19 protein-coding genes are annotated in these 22,193 nt (G+C 64.1%); 6 read left to right on the top strand and 13 right to left on the bottom strand.

Translation table 11 applies throughout. The features are described 5' to 3' along the window. Positions 1 to 11: 11 nt before the first annotated feature. The 4 genes from ACEN9O_RS28045 to ACEN9O_RS28030 all read right to left on the bottom strand — a co-directional run bounded on the left by ACEN9O_RS28045 (position 12) and on the right by ACEN9O_RS28030 (position 8,225). Complete coding sequence (locus ACEN9O_RS28045) at positions 12 to 1,046, bottom strand: porin (protein ID WP_495615070.1); 1,035 nt, start codon at positions 1,044 to 1,046, stop codon at positions 12 to 14. 233 nt (positions 1,047 to 1,279) lie between these two features. Further along, the gene (locus ACEN9O_RS28040; protein WP_495615069.1) at positions 1,280 to 2,695 is read right to left on the bottom strand and encodes an MFS transporter; all 1,416 of its coding nucleotides are present in this window, start codon (positions 2,693 to 2,695) and stop codon (positions 1,280 to 1,282) included. Beyond that, entirely contained in the window at positions 2,692 to 7,155 is a 4,464-nt protein-coding gene (locus ACEN9O_RS28035; RefSeq protein ID WP_495615068.1) for an Lhr family helicase, read from the bottom strand. Before ACEN9O_RS28035 ends, ACEN9O_RS28040 begins: the two co-directional genes overlap by 4 nt. 65 nt (positions 7,156 to 7,220) lie before the next feature. Beyond that, on the bottom strand, positions 7,221 to 8,225 hold the full coding sequence (locus tag ACEN9O_RS28030) for a zinc-dependent alcohol dehydrogenase family protein (protein ID WP_495615067.1): 1,005 nt from the start codon (positions 8,223 to 8,225) through the stop codon (positions 7,221 to 7,223). 125 nt (positions 8,226 to 8,350) lie between these two features. On the opposite strand from ACEN9O_RS28030, the gene ACEN9O_RS28025 reads away from it, so the two are divergent. From ACEN9O_RS28025 to ACEN9O_RS28010, 4 genes are all read left to right on the top strand, one after another. Further along, on the top strand, positions 8,351 to 9,253 hold the full coding sequence (locus tag ACEN9O_RS28025) for a LysR family transcriptional regulator (RefSeq protein WP_495615066.1): 903 nt from the start codon (positions 8,351 to 8,353) through the stop codon (positions 9,251 to 9,253). A 280-nt stretch (positions 9,254 to 9,533) separates the two neighbouring features. After that, entirely contained in the window at positions 9,534 to 10,793 is a 1,260-nt protein-coding gene (locus ACEN9O_RS28020; protein WP_495615065.1) for a hypothetical protein, read from the top strand. Positions 10,794 to 10,803: 10 nt separating this feature from the next. Then, positions 10,804 to 11,229 carry a phosphate ABC transporter substrate-binding protein gene (locus ACEN9O_RS28015; protein WP_495615064.1) on the top strand — a complete coding sequence of 142 codons (426 nt, stop codon included), beginning with the start codon at positions 10,804 to 10,806 and terminating at the stop codon, positions 11,227 to 11,229. Beyond that, positions 11,226 to 13,889: a bifunctional diguanylate cyclase/phosphodiesterase gene (locus ACEN9O_RS28010; protein ID WP_495615063.1), complete on the top strand. Its 2,664-nt coding sequence runs from the start codon at positions 11,226 to 11,228 to the stop codon at positions 13,887 to 13,889. Before ACEN9O_RS28015 ends, ACEN9O_RS28010 begins: the two co-directional genes overlap by 4 nt. Here the strand turns inward: ACEN9O_RS28010 and ACEN9O_RS28005 are convergent. From ACEN9O_RS28005 to ACEN9O_RS27995, 3 genes are all read right to left on the bottom strand, one after another. Further along, positions 13,876 to 14,496: a helix-turn-helix transcriptional regulator gene (locus ACEN9O_RS28005; RefSeq protein ID WP_495615062.1), complete on the bottom strand. Its 621-nt coding sequence runs from the start codon at positions 14,494 to 14,496 to the stop codon at positions 13,876 to 13,878. The two genes, ACEN9O_RS28010 and ACEN9O_RS28005, sit on opposite strands and share 14 nt — an antisense overlap. Next, positions 14,493 to 15,719, bottom strand: coding sequence for an MFS transporter (locus ACEN9O_RS28000; RefSeq protein ID WP_495615061.1), 1,227 nt, complete (start codon positions 15,717 to 15,719; stop codon positions 14,493 to 14,495). Before ACEN9O_RS28000 ends, ACEN9O_RS28005 begins: the two co-directional genes overlap by 4 nt. A 176-nt stretch (positions 15,720 to 15,895) precedes the next feature. After that, positions 15,896 to 16,114, bottom strand: coding sequence for a DUF6500 family protein (locus ACEN9O_RS27995; protein ID WP_495615060.1), 219 nt, complete (start codon positions 16,112 to 16,114; stop codon positions 15,896 to 15,898). An 81-nt stretch (positions 16,115 to 16,195) separates the two neighbouring features. Between ACEN9O_RS27995 and ACEN9O_RS27990 the strand changes: the two genes are divergently transcribed. Continuing rightward, a complete protein-coding gene (locus tag ACEN9O_RS27990) occupies positions 16,196 to 16,717 on the top strand; it encodes a hypothetical protein (protein ID WP_495615059.1) in 522 nt (173 codons plus the stop codon). Here the strand turns inward: ACEN9O_RS27990 and ACEN9O_RS27985 are convergent. From ACEN9O_RS27985 to ACEN9O_RS27960, 6 genes are all read right to left on the bottom strand, one after another. After that, a complete protein-coding gene (locus ACEN9O_RS27985) occupies positions 16,665 to 17,306 on the bottom strand; it encodes a Vat family streptogramin A O-acetyltransferase (protein ID WP_495615058.1) in 642 nt (213 codons plus the stop codon). The two genes, ACEN9O_RS27990 and ACEN9O_RS27985, sit on opposite strands and share 53 nt — an antisense overlap. A 164-nt stretch (positions 17,307 to 17,470) precedes the next feature. Beyond that, positions 17,471 to 18,481: a hypothetical protein gene (locus tag ACEN9O_RS27980; protein WP_495615057.1), complete on the bottom strand. Its 1,011-nt coding sequence runs from the start codon at positions 18,479 to 18,481 to the stop codon at positions 17,471 to 17,473. Between the two features lie 179 nt (positions 18,482 to 18,660). Continuing rightward, positions 18,661 to 18,996 carry a hypothetical protein gene (locus ACEN9O_RS27975; RefSeq protein ID WP_495615056.1) on the bottom strand — a complete coding sequence of 112 codons (336 nt, stop codon included), beginning with the start codon at positions 18,994 to 18,996 and terminating at the stop codon, positions 18,661 to 18,663. Positions 18,997 to 19,239: 243 nt separating this feature from the next. After that, a complete protein-coding gene (locus ACEN9O_RS27970) occupies positions 19,240 to 20,001 on the bottom strand; it encodes a hypothetical protein (protein WP_495615055.1) in 762 nt (253 codons plus the stop codon). Then, positions 19,994 to 20,500 carry a hypothetical protein gene (locus tag ACEN9O_RS27965; protein ID WP_495615054.1) on the bottom strand — a complete coding sequence of 169 codons (507 nt, stop codon included), beginning with the start codon at positions 20,498 to 20,500 and terminating at the stop codon, positions 19,994 to 19,996. The genes ACEN9O_RS27970 and ACEN9O_RS27965 overlap by 8 nt, the downstream gene beginning before the upstream one ends. A gap of 9 nt (positions 20,501 to 20,509) precedes the next feature. Beyond that, a complete protein-coding gene (locus ACEN9O_RS27960; RefSeq protein WP_495615053.1) occupies positions 20,510 to 21,535 on the bottom strand; it encodes a transporter in 1,026 nt (341 codons plus the stop codon). A gap of 80 nt (positions 21,536 to 21,615) precedes the next feature. Here ACEN9O_RS27960 and ACEN9O_RS27955 point away from each other — a divergent pair, with 80 nt between their 5' ends. Next, positions 21,616 to 22,179, top strand: a complete 564-nt coding sequence (locus tag ACEN9O_RS27955) for a cysteine dioxygenase family protein (RefSeq protein ID WP_495615052.1) — start codon at positions 21,616 to 21,618, stop codon at positions 22,177 to 22,179. Positions 22,180 to 22,193 lie beyond the last annotated feature (14 nt).

The following is a 22,193-nucleotide window of genomic DNA, read 5'->3' as shown; positions in this document are numbered from 1 at the left end:
ATGGTGTCCGATCAGAATTTATGGAAGATGCCAACGCCGTAGAAATTGACCGACGTCGCGCTGGCGCGGCGCGAGGCATCCGCGTAAAGGTAGGTGCGGGTCGACAGATTGTATTCATAGCCGACGCTGGTTTGCTTGGTCTTGGCGACGCCGTCGGGGGACTTCTGTCCATAGCCCGCGAGGATCGTGCCCACCCCGACATTCCAGTTCAGGCCGGTCACCCATGCCTTGGTGTTGGCGTTGCTTGCCATGGTATGGCTTTGATCCTGCTTCTGGTACGACGCGACCAGCTTGACGTCGGGAAGGGGCTTGACCGAGCCGGCGACCGACCACAAGGTGGTCTCGGCCGCGTTGCGCTCGTATGCCAGCATGCCGCCGAACACGCCGCCAGTGTACGTGCCAGACACGGAATAGGGATTCGATTCGAGCATCGTGTTGGCCGGATACTGTGGGTTCGCCAAGTTGCCGCGGCCGATGATGGCCGGATTGCCGTTGGCTTCCTTGGTCGCGACCGTCACGTTGAGCTGGAAACCGCCTTTCTCTGGCGAGTTGTAGAACAGCGCGTTCGACCACCGGTTGGCCGACGAGCCGGCCGGATCGAGCGGCTGGCTGTTGTAGCCGGCCACCGTCAGATCGGTCTGGAAGCCTGCAGTGCTGGGCACCCCACGCCATGGCTCGAACGCGCTGGACGAGTCCTGCAACGCGGTCAAGCCGCGGCCGATGCGCACGGTGCCGAAGTCGCCCTGCAAACCAACCCGGCTCTGGCCCTGGAACAGCGGCCGCGTTTGTCCCTCGATCGTGCCGATGTCCGGGTCGTAGCGTATCTCAAGCTGGAACAATGCCTTGAGGTCGCCGCCGAGATCTTCGACGCCCTTGAAGCCAAGCCGATTATTGTCGCGTCGGCCAACGGCGAGCGTCGTGTTGCTGCGCTTGCTGACGCCGACGTCAATGTTGCCGTAGACGGTGACGGAGGACTGCGCGGCGGCGTAGCCAGCGCTGAAGGCCATGAGAGAGAAACATGCTGCGGATGCGGTCGCTTTGTTCATTCGTATCTCACCTGTGTGTGATGGTTGCGAAAGGGCGTCTCTTCCTGCGTCGTTGCCGACATGAAAGTAGGCCCAGCATAAAACGGCGGTAGTGGTTTTTGGGGAAATTTCGTTCCACTAAGCATTAGTTTCCGAAAATAATGTGTCTTTTGTGTTGCCGAAGACACAAATTGGGGTGGGAATGTATCAATTCGCAACGAGGTGTCGGATGCGCGGGTGCTGATGGACACCGCTTACTGCGAGATCCAGACGAAGGCGCAAGCCGCGCTGGCCAGCGCCGTCACCGCGCAGGCCAGCGCGGCAATGTGGAAGGATGCCAGCAGCGCGGCGCCGTGCGAACCGAGCACGATGCCCAGCAGGGCGGTGGCGAACAAGCCGCCCGCGCGCGCCACCGCGCTGTTGAAGCCGGAGGCGACGCCGCTGTGGCCCGCGTCCACCGACGACAGCACGGCGGTGGTCAGCGGCGCCACCGCGATCGCCATGCCGATGGCGATGACCAGCATCGCCGGCAGCGTGGTGGTCCAGTAGCTGCCGCCGCCGATGCGCATGGACAGCAGAAAACCACCAGCGACAACGATGGGCCCAATCGTCAACGGCAGCCGCGCGCCGATCTTGCCGGCGACGCGGCCCATCGTCGACGACGCCAATGCGATCACCACCGGCAGCGGCAGCAGCGCCGCGCCGGCCATGCTGGCGGAGTAGTGGTCGAATTCGATCAGCACAAACGGCACCAGCAACAGCAGGGCTCCCAGCGCGCCATACAGCAGGAAGGTCATCAGATTGAGGCCGCTGAAACTGTGGGAGGCGAACAGCGACAGCGGCAGCATCGCATGATCGCCGGCGCGCTGCTCTACCGGCAGGAACACGACCAAGGCCAGCACGCCGCCGGCGATGGCAAGCCACGGCAGCCAGCCCACGCCTGCGGCGCTGGAGGCCACCGTCAAGCCCCACGTCAAGCCGGCGAGTCCCAGGCTGGCCAGCGCGGCGCCGGGCAGGTCCAGCGTCACCGGCGCCTTGCCGTTTTCGTCGCGCAGGTAGCGCAGGCCGAGGTACAACGCGGCCGCGGCCAACGGCAGATTGATGAAGAAGATGGCGCGCCAGCCGACGATGTCGATCAGCCATCCGCCCAGCAGCGGACCAAGCGCGCCGGCTGCCGCCCCCACCGCCGCCCAGATGCCGATCGCCCGTCCGCGCGCCTCGCCCTCGAAGTGGGTGCCGAGGATGGCGAGGCTGTTGGGCATCAGCAGCGCCGCGCCCATGCCCTGCAGGATGCGTCCGGCCACCAGCAGCGGCAGCGACGGCGCGAAGGCGCACAGCAGCGATGCCAGCGCGAACACGGCCACGCCGATCAGTAGCAGCAGGCGCTTGCCGAAACGGTCGCCGGCCGCGCCGCCCAACAGCAGCAGGGCGCTGAGCGGCAGCAGGTAGCCGTTGACGATCCACGATAGCCCGGCGCCGTCCGTACCCAGGCTGCGGCCGATCGCGGGCAGGCCGACGTTGACCACCGAACCGTCAATGAAGGCCAGGCTGGATGCAAGGATGGTGGTGGCCAGCACCATGCGCGGATGGTCGATAGTCCGCGTTTGCGGACAGGGTGGCGCCGCCAATGCGATAGCTTTGTCGCAGCCTGTTTGCGCGCTGGTGTTCACGTGTGCACCAGTGCGCCGTGCAGCGCGTCGCGTTCTTCGGCGGAGGGTTGGTACAGGTAGTTGAATTTTCCGGACACCATGGTCGCCACCGGCAGGCCGTCGCGGAACAGCACGCGGTTACCGGCTAGCGCGGGGACCTTGTCGCCGGGCAGCAGCGTGCCGCACAGGTTGAGCGGGTCGATGCCGGAGACGCATACCAGGCTGCCGTCGTGCTTGCGGCGGCGTACGTCGCGCAGCAGCGGAATGGCTTCGGGCAGCGCGAACTGCTCGCCCGACAAGCCGGCGACGAAGCGGCCGCCGCGTATCTCGCCGCGCGCTTCGAGGCGGTGGTAGACCGGTAGCAGCTCGCGCCATGACGGCATCCACGCAGCCTCGCGCTCCAGCAGACGCCAGAACATCACGCCGTAGCGGCGCAGCAGCGTCATGGCGATGTGCTCCAGCGTTTCGGGATCGGTGCGTGGTTTGCGGGCCGGCGGTGCGACGCGGGTGTTGACGTTTTTGTTGTCGGCGGGCGAGGGCGCGTCCGACGCGGCGTGGTCGCTGCCGGTGATTCCTTCGTTGGCGGCGGCGATTTCGCTGATCCGCTCGCGGATCGTCACGCCATCGCCGCGCCGCACCAGAGCCCAGCGTCCGGCTTCCTCCATGGACGGCGCAGCGCCTGCGCCACGGTGGCGGCGCTTGTCGGTGCTGGCGCGCTTGTTCGCGGGCAGCAGCATGGCGCGCAACCCGGCGAAGCTGTCGGCGTTGACCAGCCCTGTCGCCACCAGTTCGCCCAGCGTGTTTTCCAGCTCCACCGGCAGCAGGCGCGCGTCCTGCACAAGCTCGTCGAAGAACATGGCGCCGTCGCGGCGCAGCGCGGCCAGTACGCGCGCCGCGCGTGGCGATATTTCGATCTCGGTGGCGACCGCCGGCAACGCGTGCCACAACGCCAGCTGACGGCGCGGCAGCAGCACCAGCGGCGTATTGCGCACCGGCCCTCCGGCGGCGCTTGACGGCGCGCCGATGCGTGTCCAAACCAGTTTGCCGCTGCGGCACAGGTCATCGAGCCAGGACTTCGCGTAGTCCTGCATGCGCAGCGAGAGCAGATCGCTTTCCCAAGCGCCGGCGCCGGCTTCGTAGCCTTCCAGCTGGGCCAGCAGCAGCGGCAGCGATTCCTCGCCTTGCAGCTGGGCGTCCGGCGACAGGTGCTGCCAGTCGAACAGGAAGCGCATGAAATCCTGGCGCTCCACCGGTTCGATCTCGCGCCGCAGGCTCTTGATGGTGTAGCGGTGGATGCGCGCCAACAGATGGCGTTCGCACCATTCTTCCGTTTTGGCGCCGGGCGAGAAGCGGCCGCGCATCACATAGCCTTCGCTTTCCAGTTGCGTGAGGGCGATGGTGGCGGTGCTGGCCGTCAGGCCCAGTGCGCCAGCGATGGCGGCCACCGGCTGCGGACCGAAGCCGCTCAGGCGCGCGCGCAGGATTTCTACCAGTGCGGTGTCGGCGGTCCATCCGTTGTCGTTGTCGTTATCGGCATGGGCGGGCGGCGCGGCCAACGGTGGCGCGGACTGGGCTTGCAGATAGGCGGCCTGCACGCAGGCCAGACGTTCCAGTGGCACCCAGAAGTCGATGCCGCCTTGCGCTGCCGCTGCGTCGCCCCGCATGCGCGTTGCGCGTCCGCCAGCGGCCAGCGCATCCAGCCAGCCGGACCAGCCTTCGTTGGACGACGCCTCCGCCTGCGTGATGCAGGCCAGCGACATCAATGCCTCATGCATCTCGTCGGCATTGCGCACGCTCGGCCAGGCTTCCTCCGCCACGCTGGCGATGGCGCCGGCGTCGAGCGCGCCCAGGTCGTCGGTGGATGCGGGATCGGTCCAGCGCCGGTTGATGACGGCCTGCGTGCGGCGCTCCTCCAGCGGCGCGTCGTCGAGGAAGGTGTAGGGGCGGGCGTTGAGGATCTCCATCGCCAGCGGCGACGGCGCCGGCAGGTCGCGCGCGATCAGCGTCACTTCGCCCGCTTCCATGCGGCGCAACAGGGCCAGCCAGCCCTCGCTGTCCATGGCTTCGTGCAGGCAGTCGTCCAGCGTCTGGTCGACCAGTGGATGGCTGGGCAGTTCGCGTTCGCCGACGATATTCTCAAGGCAGGCCGCCTGGTCGGGAAAGACGGAGGCCAGCAGGTCGTCGCTCTTCATGCGCTGCAGTTGCGGCGCGACTTTGCGGCCGCCGGCATAGCGCGGCAGGGCCAGCGCGGTGGTGGCGTTCCAGCGCCACCGGACATTGAACAGCGGAGCATCAAGCAGCGCCTGGATCAGTATGTGCTCGGCGGTGGCAGAGCGCAGGTAGCGCCACACTTCGTCCAGCGGGAAGCTGTGCGCAGTCGACAACGACAGTACGATGGCATCCTCGCTGGCGGCGGCCTGCAATTCGAAGTTGAAGCTGCGGCAGAAGCGCTTGCGCAGCGCGAGCCCCCAGGCGCGGTTGATGCGGCTGCCGTAGGGCGAGTGCAGCACCAGCTGCATGCCGCCGGATTCGTCGAAGAAGCGCTCCATCACCAGCGTGTCGCGGGTGGGCAGGGCGCCCAGCGCTGCGCGTGAACGGGCCAGGTATTCGACGATCTGGCGCGCGGCTTCGTCGGCCAGGCCGAGATGCTCGAACAGCCAGTCAACGGCGCGTTCGATGGCCGCCTCGCCGTCAGGGGTCGCCGCCAGTTGGTGCTCGATCTCACCGCGCAGGCGCGCCACACCCATCGACAGCTCGTCGCTGCGGCCCGGCGCCTCGCCCAGCCAGAACGGAATGTTGGGCGCCGCGCCGTGCGCATCCTCCACGCGCACCTTGCCAGCTTCGACGCGCTGGATGCGGTACGAGGTGTTCCCAAGCTGGAAAACGTCGCCGGCCAGGCTCTCGACGGCGAAGTCCTCGTGCACCGTGCCGACCATCTGGCCCTGCGGTTCCAGCACCACCGTGTAGTCGGCATTGTCCGGTATGGTGCCGCCGGAGGTGACGGCGGTGAGCTTGCCGCCGCGCCGGCCGCGCAGAGCCCCGGCTACCGTGTCGCGATGCAGGTAGGCGCCGCGCACGCCGTTGCGGCCTGTGTAACCCTCGGCCAGCATGCGGATCACGGCATCGTAGCTGGCGCGCTCCAGCTGCGCGTACGGCGAGGCGCGACGCACCATGTCGAACAGTTCGTCCTCGCGCCATTCGCGGCAGGCCACTTCGGCGACGATCTGCTGCGCCAGCACGTCCAGCGGCGCGCTGGGAATGTGCAGCAGGTCCAGCTCATCCCGGCGCACGCAGTCCAGCAGCGCGGTGCACTCGATCAGGTCGTCGCGCGAGGTGGGGAACAGGCGACCCTTGGGCAGGCCGCCCACCTGGTGGCCGGAGCGGCCCACGCGCTGCAGCAGCGAGGCGATATTCCTCGGTGAGCCGATCTGACACACCAGATCGACGTCGCCGATGTCGATGCCCAGCTCCAGCGAGGCGGTGGCGATCAGCACGCGCAGCTCGCCGCGCTTGAGGCGCTGTTCGGCGTCGAGCCGGTATTCTTTGGCCAGGCTGCCGTGGTGCGCCGCCACCAGTTCAGCGCCGAGCCGCTCGCCCAGGTGACGCGCCATGCGCTCGGCCATGCGCCGCGTGTTGACGAATACCAGCGTGGTCTTGTGCAGCACCGACAGTTCTGCCAGTCGATCGTAGACGCGCTCCCACACCTCGTTGGCCATGACCGCCTCCAGCGGCACCGGCGGCAGCTCCAGGCCCAGGTCGCGCGCCCGCACGTGGCCGACATCGACCACCGCGCAATCGCCGCCGGCGCCGACCAGGAACTGCGCCACCAGCGACAGCGGCTTCTGCGTGGCCGACAAGCCTACCCGCACGGGCGGCCGCGCACACAAGGCGTCGAGCCGCTCCAGGCTCAGGGCCAGATGGCTGCCACGCTTGCTGCCGGCCACCGCGTGGATCTCGTCGACGATCACCGTGCGCACGGTCGAGAGCATGGCGCGGCCGCTGTCGGAACCCAGCAGCACGTACAGCGACTCTGGCGTCGACACCAGGATGTGTGGCGCACGGCGGCGCATGGCGTTGCGTTCGGCCTGGGTGGTGTCGCCGGTGCGCACGGCGCTGCGGATGCCGTGGTCGGCCAGCCCCATCGCGGCCAGTTCGCGGCTGATACCTTCCAGCGGCGCCAGCAAATTGAGGCGGATATCGTTGGACAGCGCCTTCAGCGGCGACACATACAGTACCCGCAATTCGTCGGGCAGTGGCGCGCCGGCGCTTTCGGCCACCAGCGCGTCGATGGCGGCCAGGAAGGCGGTCAGCGTCTTGCCGGACCCGGTAGGCGCGGCGATCAGCGTCGGCCGCCCGCCCTGGATCAGCGGCCAGGCGCGCCGCTGAGCCTCTGTTGCCGCCGGGAAGGCCGAGCGAAACCATGCCGCCACAGCGGGGTGGAAGTCTTGCCACAGGTCGGCGGCGGTGGGCGGTTTGCGCATCCCCGTATAGTTGGGGATGTCTCGTTGGATGTCAATTGGCTGCGATGAAACCGCCCACTCAAGCCTTAAACTTCAGCGACCTGCACCACCACCTTGCCGCGTGCCGTGCCTTCGGTCAGCGCCACGTGGGCGGCGGTGACGCTGGCTGCATCCAGCGTGTAGACGCCTGCATCCAGCGCCACTTTCAATTTGCCGGCGGCGGCCAACGCGCTGGCTTCCTTCATGATCGCGCCGTGATGCGCGCGGCCTTTGCCGGACAATAGCGGCAGCAGCGTGAAGACGCCGGAATACGTCGCGGCGCGGAACGACAGCGGCGCCAGCGCATGCGTACCCCAGCCCAGGCAGCTCACCACATGGCCGCCGTACTGGCGCGCTGCGCGGAACGAGGCGTCCAGCGTGGCGCCGCCTACCGTGTCGTAGACCACGTCGTAACCTTCGCCGTCGGTGTACTGCTGAACGTATTGCTCGACGCTGGTGCTCTGGTAGTCGATGAAGGTCGCGCCCATTTTTTCGATGGCCTCGCGTTGGCCGGCGCTGCCGGTGGCGTAGACCTGCGCGCCGCGCGCCTTCGCCAGCTGTACCGCCATGTGGCCAACGCCGCCGGCGCCGCCGTGCACCAGCACTTTCATTCCGGGTGCGACGCGTGCGCGGTCAACCAGGCCTTCCCATGCCGTGATGAAGATCAGCGGCAGGGCGGCCGCCTCGCGCATCGTCAGCTGCGACGGCATGTGCGCCAGCAGTTGGGCGTCCACCGCGGCGTACTGCGCCAGCGAGCCTTGCACGCCGCCTATGCCGCCCGTCATGCCGAAGACGCGGTCGCCGACGGCAAATCCCTGCACGCCGTCGCCGACGCTGTCGACGATGCCTGCGATGTCGATGCCCAGCACTGCGGGCAACTGGACTTGGGCGTGGTCGGCCTTGCCGGCGGCGATCTTGGTGTCGAGCGGATTGACGCCGCTGGCGATCACGCGCACCAGCACCTGGCCGGCGCTGGCGACCGGCCGGGCGATGCGCTGGTCCGACAGGGGAGTATCAAAGGCGTTCAGTACGACGGCTTGCATGGTGTTCATGGCGCGGCTCCTTGGTGATTGGTTGATGGAGCTATTCTGCGACCTGGCGGTGGCGGGAAAAAGTGGGCAGCGCCGCATTCAGTATCCCGGAATCGTGGATAATCAGCCCAGAACAAGGAGAAAACGTGGACCGTCTGGATGCCCTCAAGGTTTTTTGCGCCGTCGTCGATGCCGGAGGCTTCAGCCGTGCGGCTTCCAATCTGGGGATCTCGACATCGTCGGTGACCCACCAGATCGGTGTGCTGGAAACGCACTTCGGCGTCAAGCTGTTGAACCGCACCACGCGCAGCATGTCGTTGACCGATGAGGGCCGGCGCTGCGTCGAGCAGGCGCGCCGTCTGCTGGACGAAATGGAGGAGCTGGAAGGCAGCATGAACGACGCCCACCAGGCGCCACGCGGCACCCTGCGGGTCGACATGCCGGGCATCCTGGCGCGCCAGTTCGTGGCGCCGGCGCTGCCGCGCTTCCTGGCCGCGTATCCCGAGCTCAGTGTGCGCCTGACTGCCAGCGACCGGCTGATCGATATGGTGGACGAGGGCGTGGACGTGATGCTGCGCATCGGCGAGCTGCCCGATTCCGGCCTGGTGGCGCGTAGCGTTTTCAAGAATCGCTATATCTGCTGCGCCTCGCCGGAGTTCATCGAGCGCCACGGCCGGCCGCAGCATCCCGATGACCTGAACGATTTCCCCTGCCTGAACTTCGTCTATCCCAAGGCTCGCCAACTGCGGCCGTGGACCTTCCAGCAGGACGGCCAGCCCTTCACCGCTACCCCGCGCGGCGCGGTGGCGATGGACCACGTGGAATCGCTGATCGAGACGGCGGTGCGCGGGGCAGGCGTGGTGCAGCACCTGTCGGTGTCGCTGATCGAGCCGCTGCGCAGCGGAGCGCTGGTACCGCTGCTGGAAGAATGGCAGGCGCCAGGGCCGGACGTATCGGTGCTGTATCCGCAGCGGCAGCAGCGCGCCGCCCGGGTCAAGGTGTTCGTCGACTTTGTCGATGCCGTGTTCAAGGACGCCGAAGGGGTGTGATCACATCCGCAAGCTGAGCAACGAGACAATATATTCGCTGCTTAAATAGCATCTCTATTAGCATTTGTTTATTCAAATACGTGGTTTTTCGATAGATTTTTTGGTGTTGTGCTCTAATCCATCGACAGTTGCCGTACGGCAGTATAAAGTACCTACATCCCCACCTTGTTGAGCACGACCGCCCGCGCTTGCGGACGGCGCCCGCGTCTTTTCGCGTCCTGAACACGGTGCACTTGGCAGAACACACTGCATGTAACGTTAGACAGGACAGGAACCACGAATGACCGTTGATTTTTCACCGCTGCGCGCCACCAGGGCCTCGCTGGTTTTCACCTTGACGCTGCTGTCCTGCGCCATGGCGCAGGCCGACGACAGCGCCGGCGCGCCACGCTGGACCTTCGGCGGCTACGGCACGCTGGGTCTTGTGCACAGCAATGACAGCCAGTCCGACTTCACCGGCAACGTCCTCAATCCAGGCAACGCCGGCGCCAGCCACGAATGGAGCGCCACGGTGGATAGCCGCGTGGGCATGCAACTGGGCCTGAACCTGGACAGCCACTGGTCGGCGGTACTGCAGGTGCTGTCCGAGCGTACGCTGCAAAACGGTTATGCGCCGATGGTCGAATGGGCCAACATCAAGTACCAGGCCACGCCGGACCTGAGCCTGCGCGTGGGGCGTATCGCGCTGCCGCTGTTCCTGGCCGGCGACTACCGCAAGGCCGGTTATGCCTTGCCGTGGGTGCGGCCGCCGGTCGAGGTGTACGGCGCCATCCCGATCAGCAATAGCGACGGTATCGACGCCAGCTACCGCTGGAGCGCGGCCGGCACCAACAATGTCACCCAGGTTTTCTTCGGCCATAACGACATCCGCGTCGCGCCCCAGGCGCACGCCGTGGCGCGCGCGCTGACCGGCCTGTCCAACACCACCACCAGCGGCGCGCTGACCGTGCGCGCCAGTGCGATGAGCGCCGAGCTGTCGCTCAACCTGGCGGGCGATCTGTTCGCCGGCATGAACCAGTTCGGACCGCAGGGCGCGGCGCTGACGGCACGCTACGATGTCGACGCCAAGCGCGCCGACGTCGTCTCGCTGGGCGCCAGCTACGACCCCGGCGTCTGGTTCCTGATGGGCGAAGTAGGGCGCATGAATGCCCGCTCCTACCTGGGCGACAAGACCGTCGCCTACATCAGCGGTGGCTATCGTTTCGGCGACCTGACGCCGTACCTCGGCTACGCCGTGTCGCGCGCCAATATGCCGACCCGTAGCGCGGGGCTGGACCTGCGTGGCATGCCGCCACCGCTGGCCGGCGCCGGCGCCCAGCTGAACGCCGGCTTGAACCAGCTGCTGGACGCCATTCCGCAGCAGCGCAGCATCACCGTCGGCATGCGCTGGGACCTGCGCGCCAACTACGCGCTCAAGCTGCAGTACGACCGCCTCACGCCGCGGCAAGGTTCGAACGGCACCTTCATCAACGTGCAGCCGGGCTTCCAGTCCGGCCATCCGATCAGCGTGATGAGCGCGTCGGTCGACTTTGTGTTCTGAAGGGGATGACATGTCTATCCTCCGCCTGATCTCCCTGTTGCTGCTGGTGCTGGCGTGCACCGGCGCCGGCGCGGCCGAACTGGTCGTCATCGTCTCGGCCCGCAATCCCTTATCGGTACTGCGCCCCGACCAGGTGGCCGACATCTTCCTGGCGCAGACCGGCCGCTTCCCCGGCGGCGAGGAAGCGATGGCGCTGGACCTGCCGGTCGGCAGCCCGCTGCGCGATGAGTTCTACAACAAGGTGGCGGCCAAGTCGCCGGCGCTGATGAAGGCTTACTGGACCAAGATGGTGTTCACCGGCCGCGGCCAGCCGCCGCGTGAGCTGGACAACAGCATCGCCGTGCGCAAGATGGTGGCTGAGAATCCGTCGATGATCGGCTATATCGACCGCGCCGCGCTGGATTCCAGCGTCAAGGCCGTGCTGGTGACGCGATGACGATGCGCGCCCGCAAAGAGACCCTGCGTAACCGCTGGCTGCGGCGCGGACTGGACACGCATGTCTCGCTGCCCTTGTTTGCCTTGCTGCTGCTGGTGGCGATCTGGGTGGTGACCTTCCACGAGATCGACGCCGAGCAAGCGCACGCGCGCGAAGCCGCCACCGATTCGCTGCGCGAGTTGATGGGCACTTACGAGGCGCAGGTGGCGCGCAGCCTGGACGGCATAGACCAGACGCTGCGCGTGCTCAAGTACGCGGTCGAACGCAAGGGCGCGCTGGGCGCGCTGCCGGAGCTGGGCCGTGAAGGCTTGCTGCCGCCGGGCGTTGTGTTCGTGGTCAGCATCGTCGACCGCAACGGCCTCACCGTCGCCAGCAATCCCAAGGCGCTGCCGATTTCGGTGGCCGATCAAAACTACTTCAAGTTCCACCAGGAGCGCGACAGCGGCGTCACCTTCGTCAGCCAGGCCACGCGCGACGCCGCCAACACCGAATGGCATTTGCACTTCACGCGACGGCTGGACGACGAAGCGGGCAATTTCGCCGGCATCGTCATCGTCGAAACCGATCCCGCCTACTTCACCAGCAGCTATGAGCGCAGCCGCCTCGGCGAACACGGCATGCTGGGGCTGGTGGGCAGCGACGGCGTGGTGCGCTCGCTGCGCATCGGCGACAAACTGTCCTTCGGCCAGCACATGGAGGTGGTGACGGAGCAGATCAGCGCCATCGACGGCGTGCGCCGCTACAGCGGCATGCGCGAGCTGCATGGCGTCGCGCTGAACGTGGTGGTCGGCCTGGCGGAGCGGGAGCAGATGGCCGGCTTCGAACGTCAGCGCCGCGAGAAAACCTGGGAGGCTTCGGTCGCCAGCGCGGTGCTGGTGCTCAGCACCGCCTTGCTGTGGCTATGGTCCTGGCAGGGCGCGCGCAACCGCGCCCGCATGCGGCGCGCGCAGGAGACCTATGCGGCGGCGTCCGCGGCCAGCCTGGACGCCTTCTTCGTCCTGCGCGAAGTACGCAACATCGGCGGCGAGATCATCGACTTCGTGTTCGTCGACGCCAACTCGCGGGCGGAGAAAATGACGGGCTACAGCAAGGAGCGGCTGCGCCTGATGACTTTGTGCGGCCTGATGCCGCAGGCGCGCGACAACGGCATGTTCGAGCACCTGGTGCACGTGACGCGGGTAGGTGGCGTGCATGAACAGGAATGGGAAAGCAATATCCCGGAACTGCGAGCGCGCTGGCTGCACCAGCAGGTGGTGCCGGTGGAGGGCGGGCTGGTGGCCATTGTGCGCGACATCAGCGAACGCAAACTGGCCGAGGAGCGCATGCTGCACCTGGCACACCACGATGCGCTGACCGGGCTGCCCAACCGCAGCCTGATCGCCGACCGGCTCGACATGACCATCGCCCAGGCCAGCCGCAGCGGCGGCTCGGTGCTGGTGGCCTTCATCGATCTTGATGGCTTCAAGCTGGTCAACGACGGCCTGGGACACAACGCCGGCGACGAGCTGCTGAAAGTGGTGGCCGCGCGCATGGGCGCCTGCCTGCGCGCCGGCGACACCGTGGGCCGTTTCGGCGGCGATGAATTCGTGCTGGTGCTGAACGAGCCGCGCCACAGCGAGCTCGCCGCGCCGGTGCTGGAGCGGGTGCGCGAGGCGGTGCTCAAGTCGATCACGCTGAACGGGCAGGAAGTGCAGGTCAGCTGCAGCATCGGCGTGGCGGTCTATCCCAACGACGGCGACGACGCCGAAACGCTGCTGATGCACGCCGACGCCGCCATGTACCGCGCCAAGGACCTGGGCAAGAACAACTGCCAGTTCTACACCCGCGAAATGAACGCCTGCATCGAAGAGAAGCTGGTGCTGCTGGAAGGCTTGCGCGGCGCGCTGGACGAAGGCCAGTTCCGCCTGGAGTACCAGCCCAAGGTCGACCTGCATACGGGCCGCATTTTCGGCGTGGAGGCGCTGGTGCGCTGGGAGCATCCGCATCACGGCCGCATCGGGCCGGACCGCTTCATCCCGCTGGCCGAGGAAAGCGGGATGATCATCGCACTGGGCGAGTGGGTGTTGCAGACCGCCTGCCGCCAGAACCGCGCCTGGCAGGACGCCGGCCTGCCGCCGCTGCGGGTTTCCGTCAACGTCTCGCCGCGCCAGTTCGAAGAGCAGGGGCTGGTGCAGCGCGTGGCGCTGGCGTTGGCCGACAGCGGCCTGGCGGCCGAATGGCTGGAGCTGGAAGTGACCGAAGGCGTCATCATGCGCGACCTGCAGCAGGCCGTGGACAAGATGGCGGAAGTGCGGGCGATGGGCGTGTCGCTGGCGATCGACGATTTCGGCACCGGCTATTCCAGCCTGTCGGCGCTGAAGTCGTTCCCGATCAGCACTCTGAAAATCGACAAATCGTTTGTGCGCGACCTGGGCGTGAGCGAGGGCGATGAGGCCATCGCCAGCTCCATCATCGACTTGGCGCACCGTCTGCGCCTGCGCGTGATCGCCGAGGGCGTGGAGACCGAGCAGCAGCAAGCCTTCCTGCGCCGGAACGGCTGCGACGAGATGCAGGGCTATCTGTTCAGCCGTCCGCTGCCGCCGGAGCAGCTGCGGCAATTGCTGCAGGATCAGGCGCCGGCGCGCCTCATGGCCGCGCTGCTGGAACCTACAGTGGCTTGATCACATAGACGCAGCGGCGCGCCCCGTTGAGCATGTGCTCGACGCGGCCCACCGAACATTCGGGGCCAAGCACGCGCTGGAACACGTCCAGCTCCGAGCGGCAGAACTTCTGGCATTGGCGGGCGGCGGCGCAGATCGGACAGTGGTTCTCGATCAGCAGCATGCTGCCGTCGTCGCGGGTTTCGATTTCGGCCATATAGCCTTCGGTGCTGCGCGCCTGGACCAGCGCTTGCACCCGCTGCGGCAGTGTGCCGGATGCTTGCAGGTGCTGGCGGTATTGCTGCTCGCTGGCCGCTTCGCGTGCGCCGATCAATTTATCGAGACCGGCTTCGCCGAACAGGCCGCGCACCTGGTCGATCAGCTGCAGCGTCAGGTCGGCGTGGCGGTCGGGGAAGCGCGCGTGGCCGGCCTCGGTCAGCAGCCAGCGGCGCGACGGGCGGCCTGGCTTGTCGGCCACTTCCTCGTACGTCACCATGCCTTTTTCCTGCCACGATTCGAGCTGCTTGCGCGCGCCCATCGAGGTCAGGTTGAGCAGGCCTGCCAGCTGCTGCGCGGTTTGCGGGCCGCGCGTCTTGAGCAGGAACAGCGTGTGTTCGGCGGTGTTCATTGCAGCGCCCCTTCGAGCTTGTCGCGGTCACTGCGGGCCATGCTGGCGTGCCAGGTCTGCATGCGCCAGGCCGACCACGCCGTCAGCGCCGCGCCCAGCGCCAGGATCAAACGCGTGTCGATCAGGGTCAGGACCGCGCCGATCAAGGCCATGATGATATTGGCCAGGCAGAAGGTGGTGGAGATCAGGCCCATGACGGCGCCTTGTCCGTGCGCGCCGAAGCGCTCGGCGCACCAGTTGGGAACGATGGCGTTGTAGATCGAATGCGGTATGCCGTACAGGATGATGGCGGCGATGCCGATCCACGCGTTGCTGGCCGCGAGCAGCGCGATCAGCGAGGCGGTGATCAATGCGAAGCGGCGCGCCCGCAGCAGCGGCTCTCCTTTGAAGGGACGGCCGGCGAACATGGTGGTGGTGGTCATCACTGCGCACATGGCGGCGGTGGTCCAGGCTATGCCGCGCGCGCCGTAGCCTGGTACTTCGACCAGCCACAGTGGATAGAATTCGTAGAACGCTGTTACGCCACAGGTGTAGGCCAGCGTGACGATGAACAGGTTGCGCAAATCCGGCTCGCGCAGCAGGTTGAGCGAATGGCGGTCGCGCGCCACTTGCCACCACGAGGTGGTCGCCAGCGAGGGCGCCTCGTTCGGCAGTACCGCGGCCACCAGCAGCGCCACCAGCAGCAGCGCCGCCATCGCGATCCAGAACGGCACCGTGAGGCCCCACGCCAGCGTGACGCCGGCCACCAGCGGACCGGCCAGCCAGCCCATGTAGAAGGCGCCGTTCAGCCACGACAGCGCTTTGCGGCGCAGGTCGCCGTCCAGGCGGTCGGCCAGCATGGCGCGCGCGACCGAGCCGTTACCTTCCAGCAGACCAGTGACGAAGCGGGCGACGATGAACAGCGGGTAGGATTCCAGCAGCAGCGCACAGGCGGTGGCTGCGTGGCCGATTGCGGCGCCGACGGCGGTGATCAGCAGTACCGGGCGGCGGCCGTAGCGGTCGGACATGGGGCCGAGCAGCGCGGAGCCGATCAGCAGCCCCAGTGGATTGATGGTGAGCGCGAGACCGAACAGCAGCTTGGGCGGCAGGCCGAGGAACTGGTTCAGGCCGTTGCTGACGCCGGCGGCGAACAGCGGCGGCAGGATGGGATAGGGCAGCGATGCGCCTATCGTCGAGAGCAGGGCCAGCAGGCAGGCGGCGCCTATCAGCAGGGGTGTTTTCATGGTCGGCGATCAAAGTAGCGAGTATCGATACTGTAAGCGGACGCCACTAATAAGTAAACAAAAATGTTTATAAACTCAGTGGTGCAGCACTAGCGGCAGGCTGGGACGGCAATCGTGGGTCTGGTCTTGCGCGCCGTGGTCGAAGCGGATGAACAGGTGGTCGATCTGCATGGCGGCTATTGCTGCTGTTCGACCACGGTGCGGATCTTGACGGCCTTCTCGAAGTGATCGAGTTTGTGCTTGCGTATCCACCATTCGGCCGCTTCCATCAGCAGCTCCGGGTCGTCGTTCTTGTTGGCGAAGAAGGCGTAGAAGGACAGTCCCACCGTCTCACCCTTTTGCGCGATCTTGTCGTTACAGACGCGGATGATTTTTTCTCTCAGTTGAATGCGCACGTTATCGGTTTTTCGGCTTGCAAGAACCTTAACTATACATCGTTGCGCTATGATGCGACATCACTCATACACAGAATCACGATGAAGAATTGGTTTGCCAGCCAGCGCGGCGCGTACTTTTTTCTGCTGCTCGGCATCGGCTTGATGCTGCTGTTCGTCGCGTTGGAGCGCCACTTCCCCGACGCCGGTCAACTGGAGACGGCCAGCGGCCGCGTGGCCTGGTCGCAGGCAGCGCAGGGCGGCCTGTATTTCACGCTGGACGGTGAGTCGCGCCAGTTCGTGTTGTTCGTTAAGGGAGACTCGGACCAGCGCCTGCGCGCGGCGATTCACGATGCCGAGGCTTATCCGATCAAGGTGCGTTACCATCCGGAGCAGGTTAGTAGTCCGAGTTTTTTGCCGGGGCGGTTCTATGCGGTCTACGGCGTCACGGTCGGAGGCAAGGAGGTCTCCAGCCTGGACACGGTGCGGAGCAGCTACCGCCGCGACAACCTGATCGCGCTGGCGATGGGCGTGCTGTTCGCGGCCTACGGCGGGACGCGCGCCTGGCGCTTCAGGAATGCGGTGCCAGACGCGCCAGCAGTTCGACATCGCCGGCCACGATAAAGGCCAGGTTGGTTGTGATATGTTCGACCGGCCAGTCCCACCACGCGATCGCCTGCAAGCGCGCCGCCACGTCGGGCGCAAAGCGCTCCTTTATCTGCCTGGCCGGATTGCCGCCGACGACAGTGTATGGCGCGACGTCGGCCGTCACCACCGAGCGCGATGAGATGATGGCGCCGTCGCCGATGGTCACGCCGGGCATGATCAGCACGTCGTAGCCTATCCACACATCGTTGCCGATCACCGTGTCGCCCTTGTACGGCAGTTCGCCTGGCGCCGGCATGACTTGCTCCCAGCCGTTGCCGAAGATCTGGAACGGGTAGGTCGAGATGCCGGACAGCTTGTGATTGGCGCCGTTCATGATGAACTTGACGCCACGCGCCAGCGCGCAGAATTTGCCGATCACTAGCTTGTCGCCGATGAAGGGGAAGTGATACAGCACGTTGCGTTCGAAGTTTTCCGAGTCGTCAGGGTCATCGTAGTAGGTGTAGTCGCCGATGACGATGTTGGGATTGTTGACCGTGTTCTTGATGTAGCAGACTTGCGGGAAGCCAGCCATTGGATGTGGGTTATCGGGGGATGGTCCGTTCATTCACTCTCCTTATGTGTGCTAGCTCCGACTTGGATTCATACGACGCGTCGGCTGGTAGGCTGCTTCCGCCCCATCTCGGACCTTGAGAAGCGCTGACAAATTCAGGGCCAATTTGGAAATTGGAACTGTTGCCTAAATCCTGCTACAGGCTCCGCTAACACCATTCAGCAAGCGCGGATATCCTCATAAAGCTCAGGTTCATTCAGGCTATTTCTTAAAAGTGAATGCGTGACTTTTCTCAAAAATTCATTCGCATGACTTGAGTTGCGCAAGATCGTAAACTCGCCCTCAAAGGTCAGAATGGAACCGTGCGCGACGGCGCTACGATAACCATATAGCTTATCCCAAACCTTCTTCGGAGACGTATTTCCGAAATAAGCATCATACGGGATTGGTTGATCAAACGTGCGGGACAGTAGTGCAACTTTAGTTGTAATTTGATGATTAATGGAGTCGCCCTTGTCAATCGGCTTGTGAGTTATAAGTGATTCGATAATCGCGAAGAGTCCCAGAACTTCAAACAAGGTTTCAGAGGATTGAGCATTGAGCAACCACAATCTTTGCAGGGCGTGTTCTATTACTGAGTGAGTTCCTGGTCGTCTATCGGGCCCAAGGAGGTTAGCAATCGCAGCGTACACCTTGGTCACTTGCAACAACGATTCAGGAGTCAGTACAACACCTTTTTCTATCCCTGCGGAAGAGTGCATCATGTTTAGAAGCTGATCATGCCATCCTGCTCCCCCATAGCTATCAATATGAAGCCCTTGATTGTTGAACGGAGTGTCACATAGTTCCGAGGCATAGCCAATCCAATGGCTCGTAGAGCCGGCTGAGGGAGTGCGAATTACATAGTAGCGCCAATCTTTGGCGTCCAATTGAGTCCAATGCCAGCTCGATTGATTTTCATTTGAAACTACAGTTACTTTATCGTATTCGTATTGCAAGTACGGAGTTTCAAACTGGCTGCTAGGGCGCCGACTACTCAGCAACGCCTTTAGCGCGTCTCGTTCTTCGTTAGTGGCGCGATCAATAACACAGTTCGGAGCCACCGTAAAGGGAAAAACTCCGTCATCAACTTGAACGCGCCCCAAAATCAACGATACTCGACGGGAGTTCAGGAATCTAACTTCAAAACTACCATTCTCTGGATTGGATGCAGATGAAGACGTCGTCATAATATTGGAACTGCTATTGTCATTTCTAAATATTCGCAAAAAATGTCAGCTTCCGTTTGCTGACTTCTTAGCCCAAAAAACGAGCAATTCCCTTAGTAGCGAGCGCAATGAAAGGAACGATAATTTCATAAATTTCGAGGTCCGCTTCTGGCCGATAGCGAACGAGGTTAAAGCAGCGCTCAGCTAAAAACGCCAACCACGTTATAGACAAACCCGCCGAACATCAGAGCCATCGACAACCACATTGCTGGCAGCAGGCGAGGAGGAAACAACTTGGCGTAGGCATTGCGCTCCGCGCTGTCGTCGAGACGGACCGGCATACGCGCAACGCGGAAGAAGTCGCCGTAGGGGACGAGGGCCCAGATGCAGCAATATAGGCCTAGGCCAGCGCCCATCAGGGCGTGGCCCAGCTGGCCGCTCGGAACCAAAAATACGGCATTGGCGACCAGTGCGATACCGACAATGGAAGCGGCTACGGAAACAAGGGGCGCACGGTTCGGTTGAAATCGCATCATCTTTACTTTCAATGGTTCTACGAGCAGAGCCACATGATAGCGCCGCGAACAAAGAAAACATACTCTTCAATTCTCACACGTCACCGTTCAATTTTCAGCGTTCAAAGACGATGTGGACGTATATGCATGCGATTGTAGGTCAGCTCTTGGCCGAATCCGGCCGGCTGTGATCAGGATAGCATCTTGCTCATGCGAAAGGTTCACGCTTTGTCACCTTGACTGAAGTCTCTCCGTTGCGGACGGTCACTTTTCTGCAGGAGAGAGCCGATCGGCATGCACCCATCCTTTAGCCTGCTTAGCGGTCTTTGGATTTGTGTACGTCACGTATGCAAAGTCTTCAAATCTCAGTGACGACATGAGCCTGTCTCCCGAAAGAACGAACACACCATTCTTTGCACAGGTGTCGCTGGGCGCCGAATAGAACTGCAATCTCCCCGCGCCGCCGACCTGCTTTTCCATATTGGAATTGACTTTTTTGGCAACGGTCGTCGCTGAAAAGTCCAGTGAGCGACAACTATCGGTAGATTCGAAAATCTTACTAATCGCTCCGCCCCGCCAAAGGAAACTCACCATTTCAACAGGATTGCCGTCAATGGCCCGTTTAAGATGCACTACTGGATCAGCCGCAAGGAAGCCCGCGCCGCCAAGCTCAAAACATTCCCCAAATTCTTGGGAAACCTTGGCGGCTCCACTCGATGAAAGCTCTACTATTTGAAAGAAGCCACGGCAGTTGAGACCGCCTTGTGAAAAGTTCACGATGACGTATTCGTTGCCGGTATCTGAAGTTATGCGGGACAGACTAGCTCCGTCTGCCTCAGTCGTCAGTATGACTTTGTCTCGATAGCGAATGGAGACTTTCTCTGGGCCGTTAATGGCGCTGATTTTTCCGAATCTTGTTTCAAGATGTTGAAAATCAGTTGCTAATGCAGCACTGCTCAAAGCTGCCAAGAATAATAGCCCCGAAGCGATTTTTCTAACTATGTATTTAACCACGAGCTTACGCACTCCGGCCTGCACGCCGACTCAAGTCGACACCGAGTGCAGCTTTGCGAAGGCGGCGATTGCGCAGCACGTAACGCACCGACGCGGATGTGTCGTACATGAGCTGGTAATGGTAATAGTTAATATGCTCAAGCACGGCGAACAGGAAAATTCCGAGGGGCCATGCCAATCGCGTGCTCCACCCGGCGCCCGCTATCTGGACAGCGAATCCGAGCGCCATGCCGCCGAGCAGCACAAGATTGGATGCCTTGAACGCGTTGAACAGCCGGTCAAAGTAGCCCGGCAATGGGGCCGACGCTGACAAGGCGCTGTGCTTCAGTTGCCAATACAGGGCACCCTGCACCAGCAGATAACTGACCGTGAACAGCGCCGACAGTCCAAGCGGCCAATGCACATCCATTGCGGACTTGCGCCAATCCAGGATAAAAGTAATCGGCAGCACGACGGCAGCCAGGGCTTCCATTCCGCGCAGGTAGTTGAAGCGATTGCTGAGTTTATGCATGGTCTCCGCTCACGACACCTCGCGCTGGCGGCGGAAGGCCAGCCAGCCGGCGATCACGGTGAAGCTGGCGACGATCGCCACCACCAGCCAGAAACCTTCCGGGTCCTGCGCCAGCGGGATGCCGCCGACGTTCATGCCCAGCAGGCCGGCGATGATGTTGATCGGCAGGGCCAGCACCGTGACGATGGTCAGCACGAACAGGCTGTGGTTATTGCCTTCGTTGACCAGCGCCGCGATCTCTTCCTGTATCAGCTTGATGCGCTCCTGCAGCGAGGCCATGTCGGCCAGCACCATCGAGAACTCCTCGGTCGACTGCCGCAGCTCCTGCGCGTCCAGTTCGGCCACCCAGGCCGGTGGCCGTTGCAGCAATCGGAACAGCGCCGCAGGTTCCGGCGCCAGCAGCCGTTGCAGGCGGACCAGCACGCGCCGCAGCGCGCCCAGGCTGGCGCGCTTGGTCTTCAGTTTGCCGGCCAGCAGATTGTCCTCGATCTCGTCGACGGTGCTGATGGCGTTGCGGACGATCTTGATGAGCGCGTCGGCCTGGTCGCGCAGCAGGTGGATCAGCAGTTCCACCGACGAGCGTATCGGCTCGCCGTTACGCACCGCGTTGCGCAGGCCGTCGACCGCCTTCAGCGGCTTGCGCCGCGCGCTGATGACGATCTGCCGGTCGACGCTCAGCCACAACGTGGAGATGTCGGACGGCTCGAACGAAAAATCGTGCAGCACGTCGTTGACCACGGCGATCAGCGTGTTGTCGGCCATTTCGATGCGGGTCGAGCGCGGGCCTTCGTGCAGACTCTCATAGAATTCCTCCGGCAGCGCGGTGTGCTCGTGCAGCCATTTCTCGCTGGCGGTGTTGGCGAGGTTGTAGTGCAGCCAGATGAATTCCTGCGGATGCTGCTCGCGCACGGCCAGCCACTGGCAGGCGGCGTCGGCGTCCAGCGGCAGGCCCTTGCTGTCGGGCGCGCGGCCGAACAGGTAGCCGCAAACCAGACCCGATGAGTCGGAACCGTAGGACAGTGGCGCATTCTGCATTCAATTCTCCGTGATGGTCGCGGGCATCAGAATAGCAAATTACGTTAAGATGGGGTGATATATCCTCGGCCGGAGAAAGCATGCAACTACCGGATCTGCCGCCGCGCCTGCGGCGCTTTGTCGATGGCATGGACCTGCTGCTGGCGCGCGGTCCGGCCGAAGCCGACATCGTGGCGCAGGGCGGGGCGCTGCTGCGCGCCTTGCTGGCGCACGACGACTGGCTGGCCGATGCGCTGGCGCAGCCGCATCCGCAGTTCTACCGGCAGTACCTGCTATATCTCGATCCCGCGTTGCGCTATTCGGTCGCCAGCTTTGTGTGGGGACCGGGCCAGCGCACGCCGCTGCACGATCACACGGTGTGGGGCCTGGCCGGTATCCTGCGCGGCGCGGAGGTGGCGCAGGCCTGGCGCTACGACGAGGGCGGGGCACTGGTGTTGGACGGCGCGCCCTTACTGTTGCGGGCGGGAGAGGTGAACGCGGTGTCGCCCACCCTGGGCGACATCCATGAAGTGCGCAACGCTTATGATGACCGGGTGTCGGTCGGCGTGCATGTGTATGGCGCGGATATCGGCGCCGTCGACCGCTATGTGTATGCGCCCGACGGCAGCCGCAAGCCGTTCCGTTCCGGTTATGCCAATCGCTGAGTTGAAGTCGGGTT

The organism is Duganella sp. Dugasp78, assembly GCF_059491455.1.
This window is presented reverse-complemented; position numbering and strand designations above follow the sequence as displayed.

Coding starts and splice junctions, on each gene's coding strand:
- ACEN9O_RS28045 (WP_495615070.1), bottom strand. CDS start 1,046: ATGAACAAAGCGACCGCATCCGCAGCATGTTTCTCTCTCATGGCCTTC.
- ACEN9O_RS27955 (WP_495615052.1), top strand. CDS start 21,616: ATGCAACTACCGGATCTGCCGCCGCGCCTGCGGCGCTTTGTCGATGGC.
- ACEN9O_RS27965 (WP_495615054.1), bottom strand. CDS start 20,500: ATGCATAAACTCAGCAATCGCTTCAACTACCTGCGCGGAATGGAAGCC.
- ACEN9O_RS27990 (WP_495615059.1), top strand. CDS start 16,196: ATGAAGAATTGGTTTGCCAGCCAGCGCGGCGCGTACTTTTTTCTGCTG.
- ACEN9O_RS27960 (WP_495615053.1), bottom strand. CDS start 21,535: ATGCAGAATGCGCCACTGTCCTACGGTTCCGACTCATCGGGTCTGGTT.
- ACEN9O_RS28005 (WP_495615062.1), bottom strand. CDS start 14,496: ATGAACACCGCCGAACACACGCTGTTCCTGCTCAAGACGCGCGGCCCG.
- ACEN9O_RS28010 (WP_495615063.1), top strand. CDS start 11,226: ATGACGATGCGCGCCCGCAAAGAGACCCTGCGTAACCGCTGGCTGCGG.
- ACEN9O_RS27980 (WP_495615057.1), bottom strand. CDS start 18,481: ATGACGACGTCTTCATCTGCATCCAATCCAGAGAATGGTAGTTTTGAA.
- ACEN9O_RS28035 (WP_495615068.1), bottom strand. CDS start 7,155: ATGCGCAAACCGCCCACCGCCGCCGACCTGTGGCAAGACTTCCACCCC.
- ACEN9O_RS27985 (WP_495615058.1), bottom strand. CDS start 17,306: ATGAACGGACCATCCCCCGATAACCCACATCCAATGGCTGGCTTCCCG.
- ACEN9O_RS27975 (WP_495615056.1), bottom strand. CDS start 18,996: ATGATGCGATTTCAACCGAACCGTGCGCCCCTTGTTTCCGTAGCCGCT.
- ACEN9O_RS28020 (WP_495615065.1), top strand. CDS start 9,534: ATGACCGTTGATTTTTCACCGCTGCGCGCCACCAGGGCCTCGCTGGTT.
- ACEN9O_RS28030 (WP_495615067.1), bottom strand. CDS start 8,225: ATGAACACCATGCAAGCCGTCGTACTGAACGCCTTTGATACTCCCCTG.
- ACEN9O_RS28000 (WP_495615061.1), bottom strand. CDS start 15,719: ATGAAAACACCCCTGCTGATAGGCGCCGCCTGCCTGCTGGCCCTGCTC.
- ACEN9O_RS28015 (WP_495615064.1), top strand. CDS start 10,804: ATGTCTATCCTCCGCCTGATCTCCCTGTTGCTGCTGGTGCTGGCGTGC.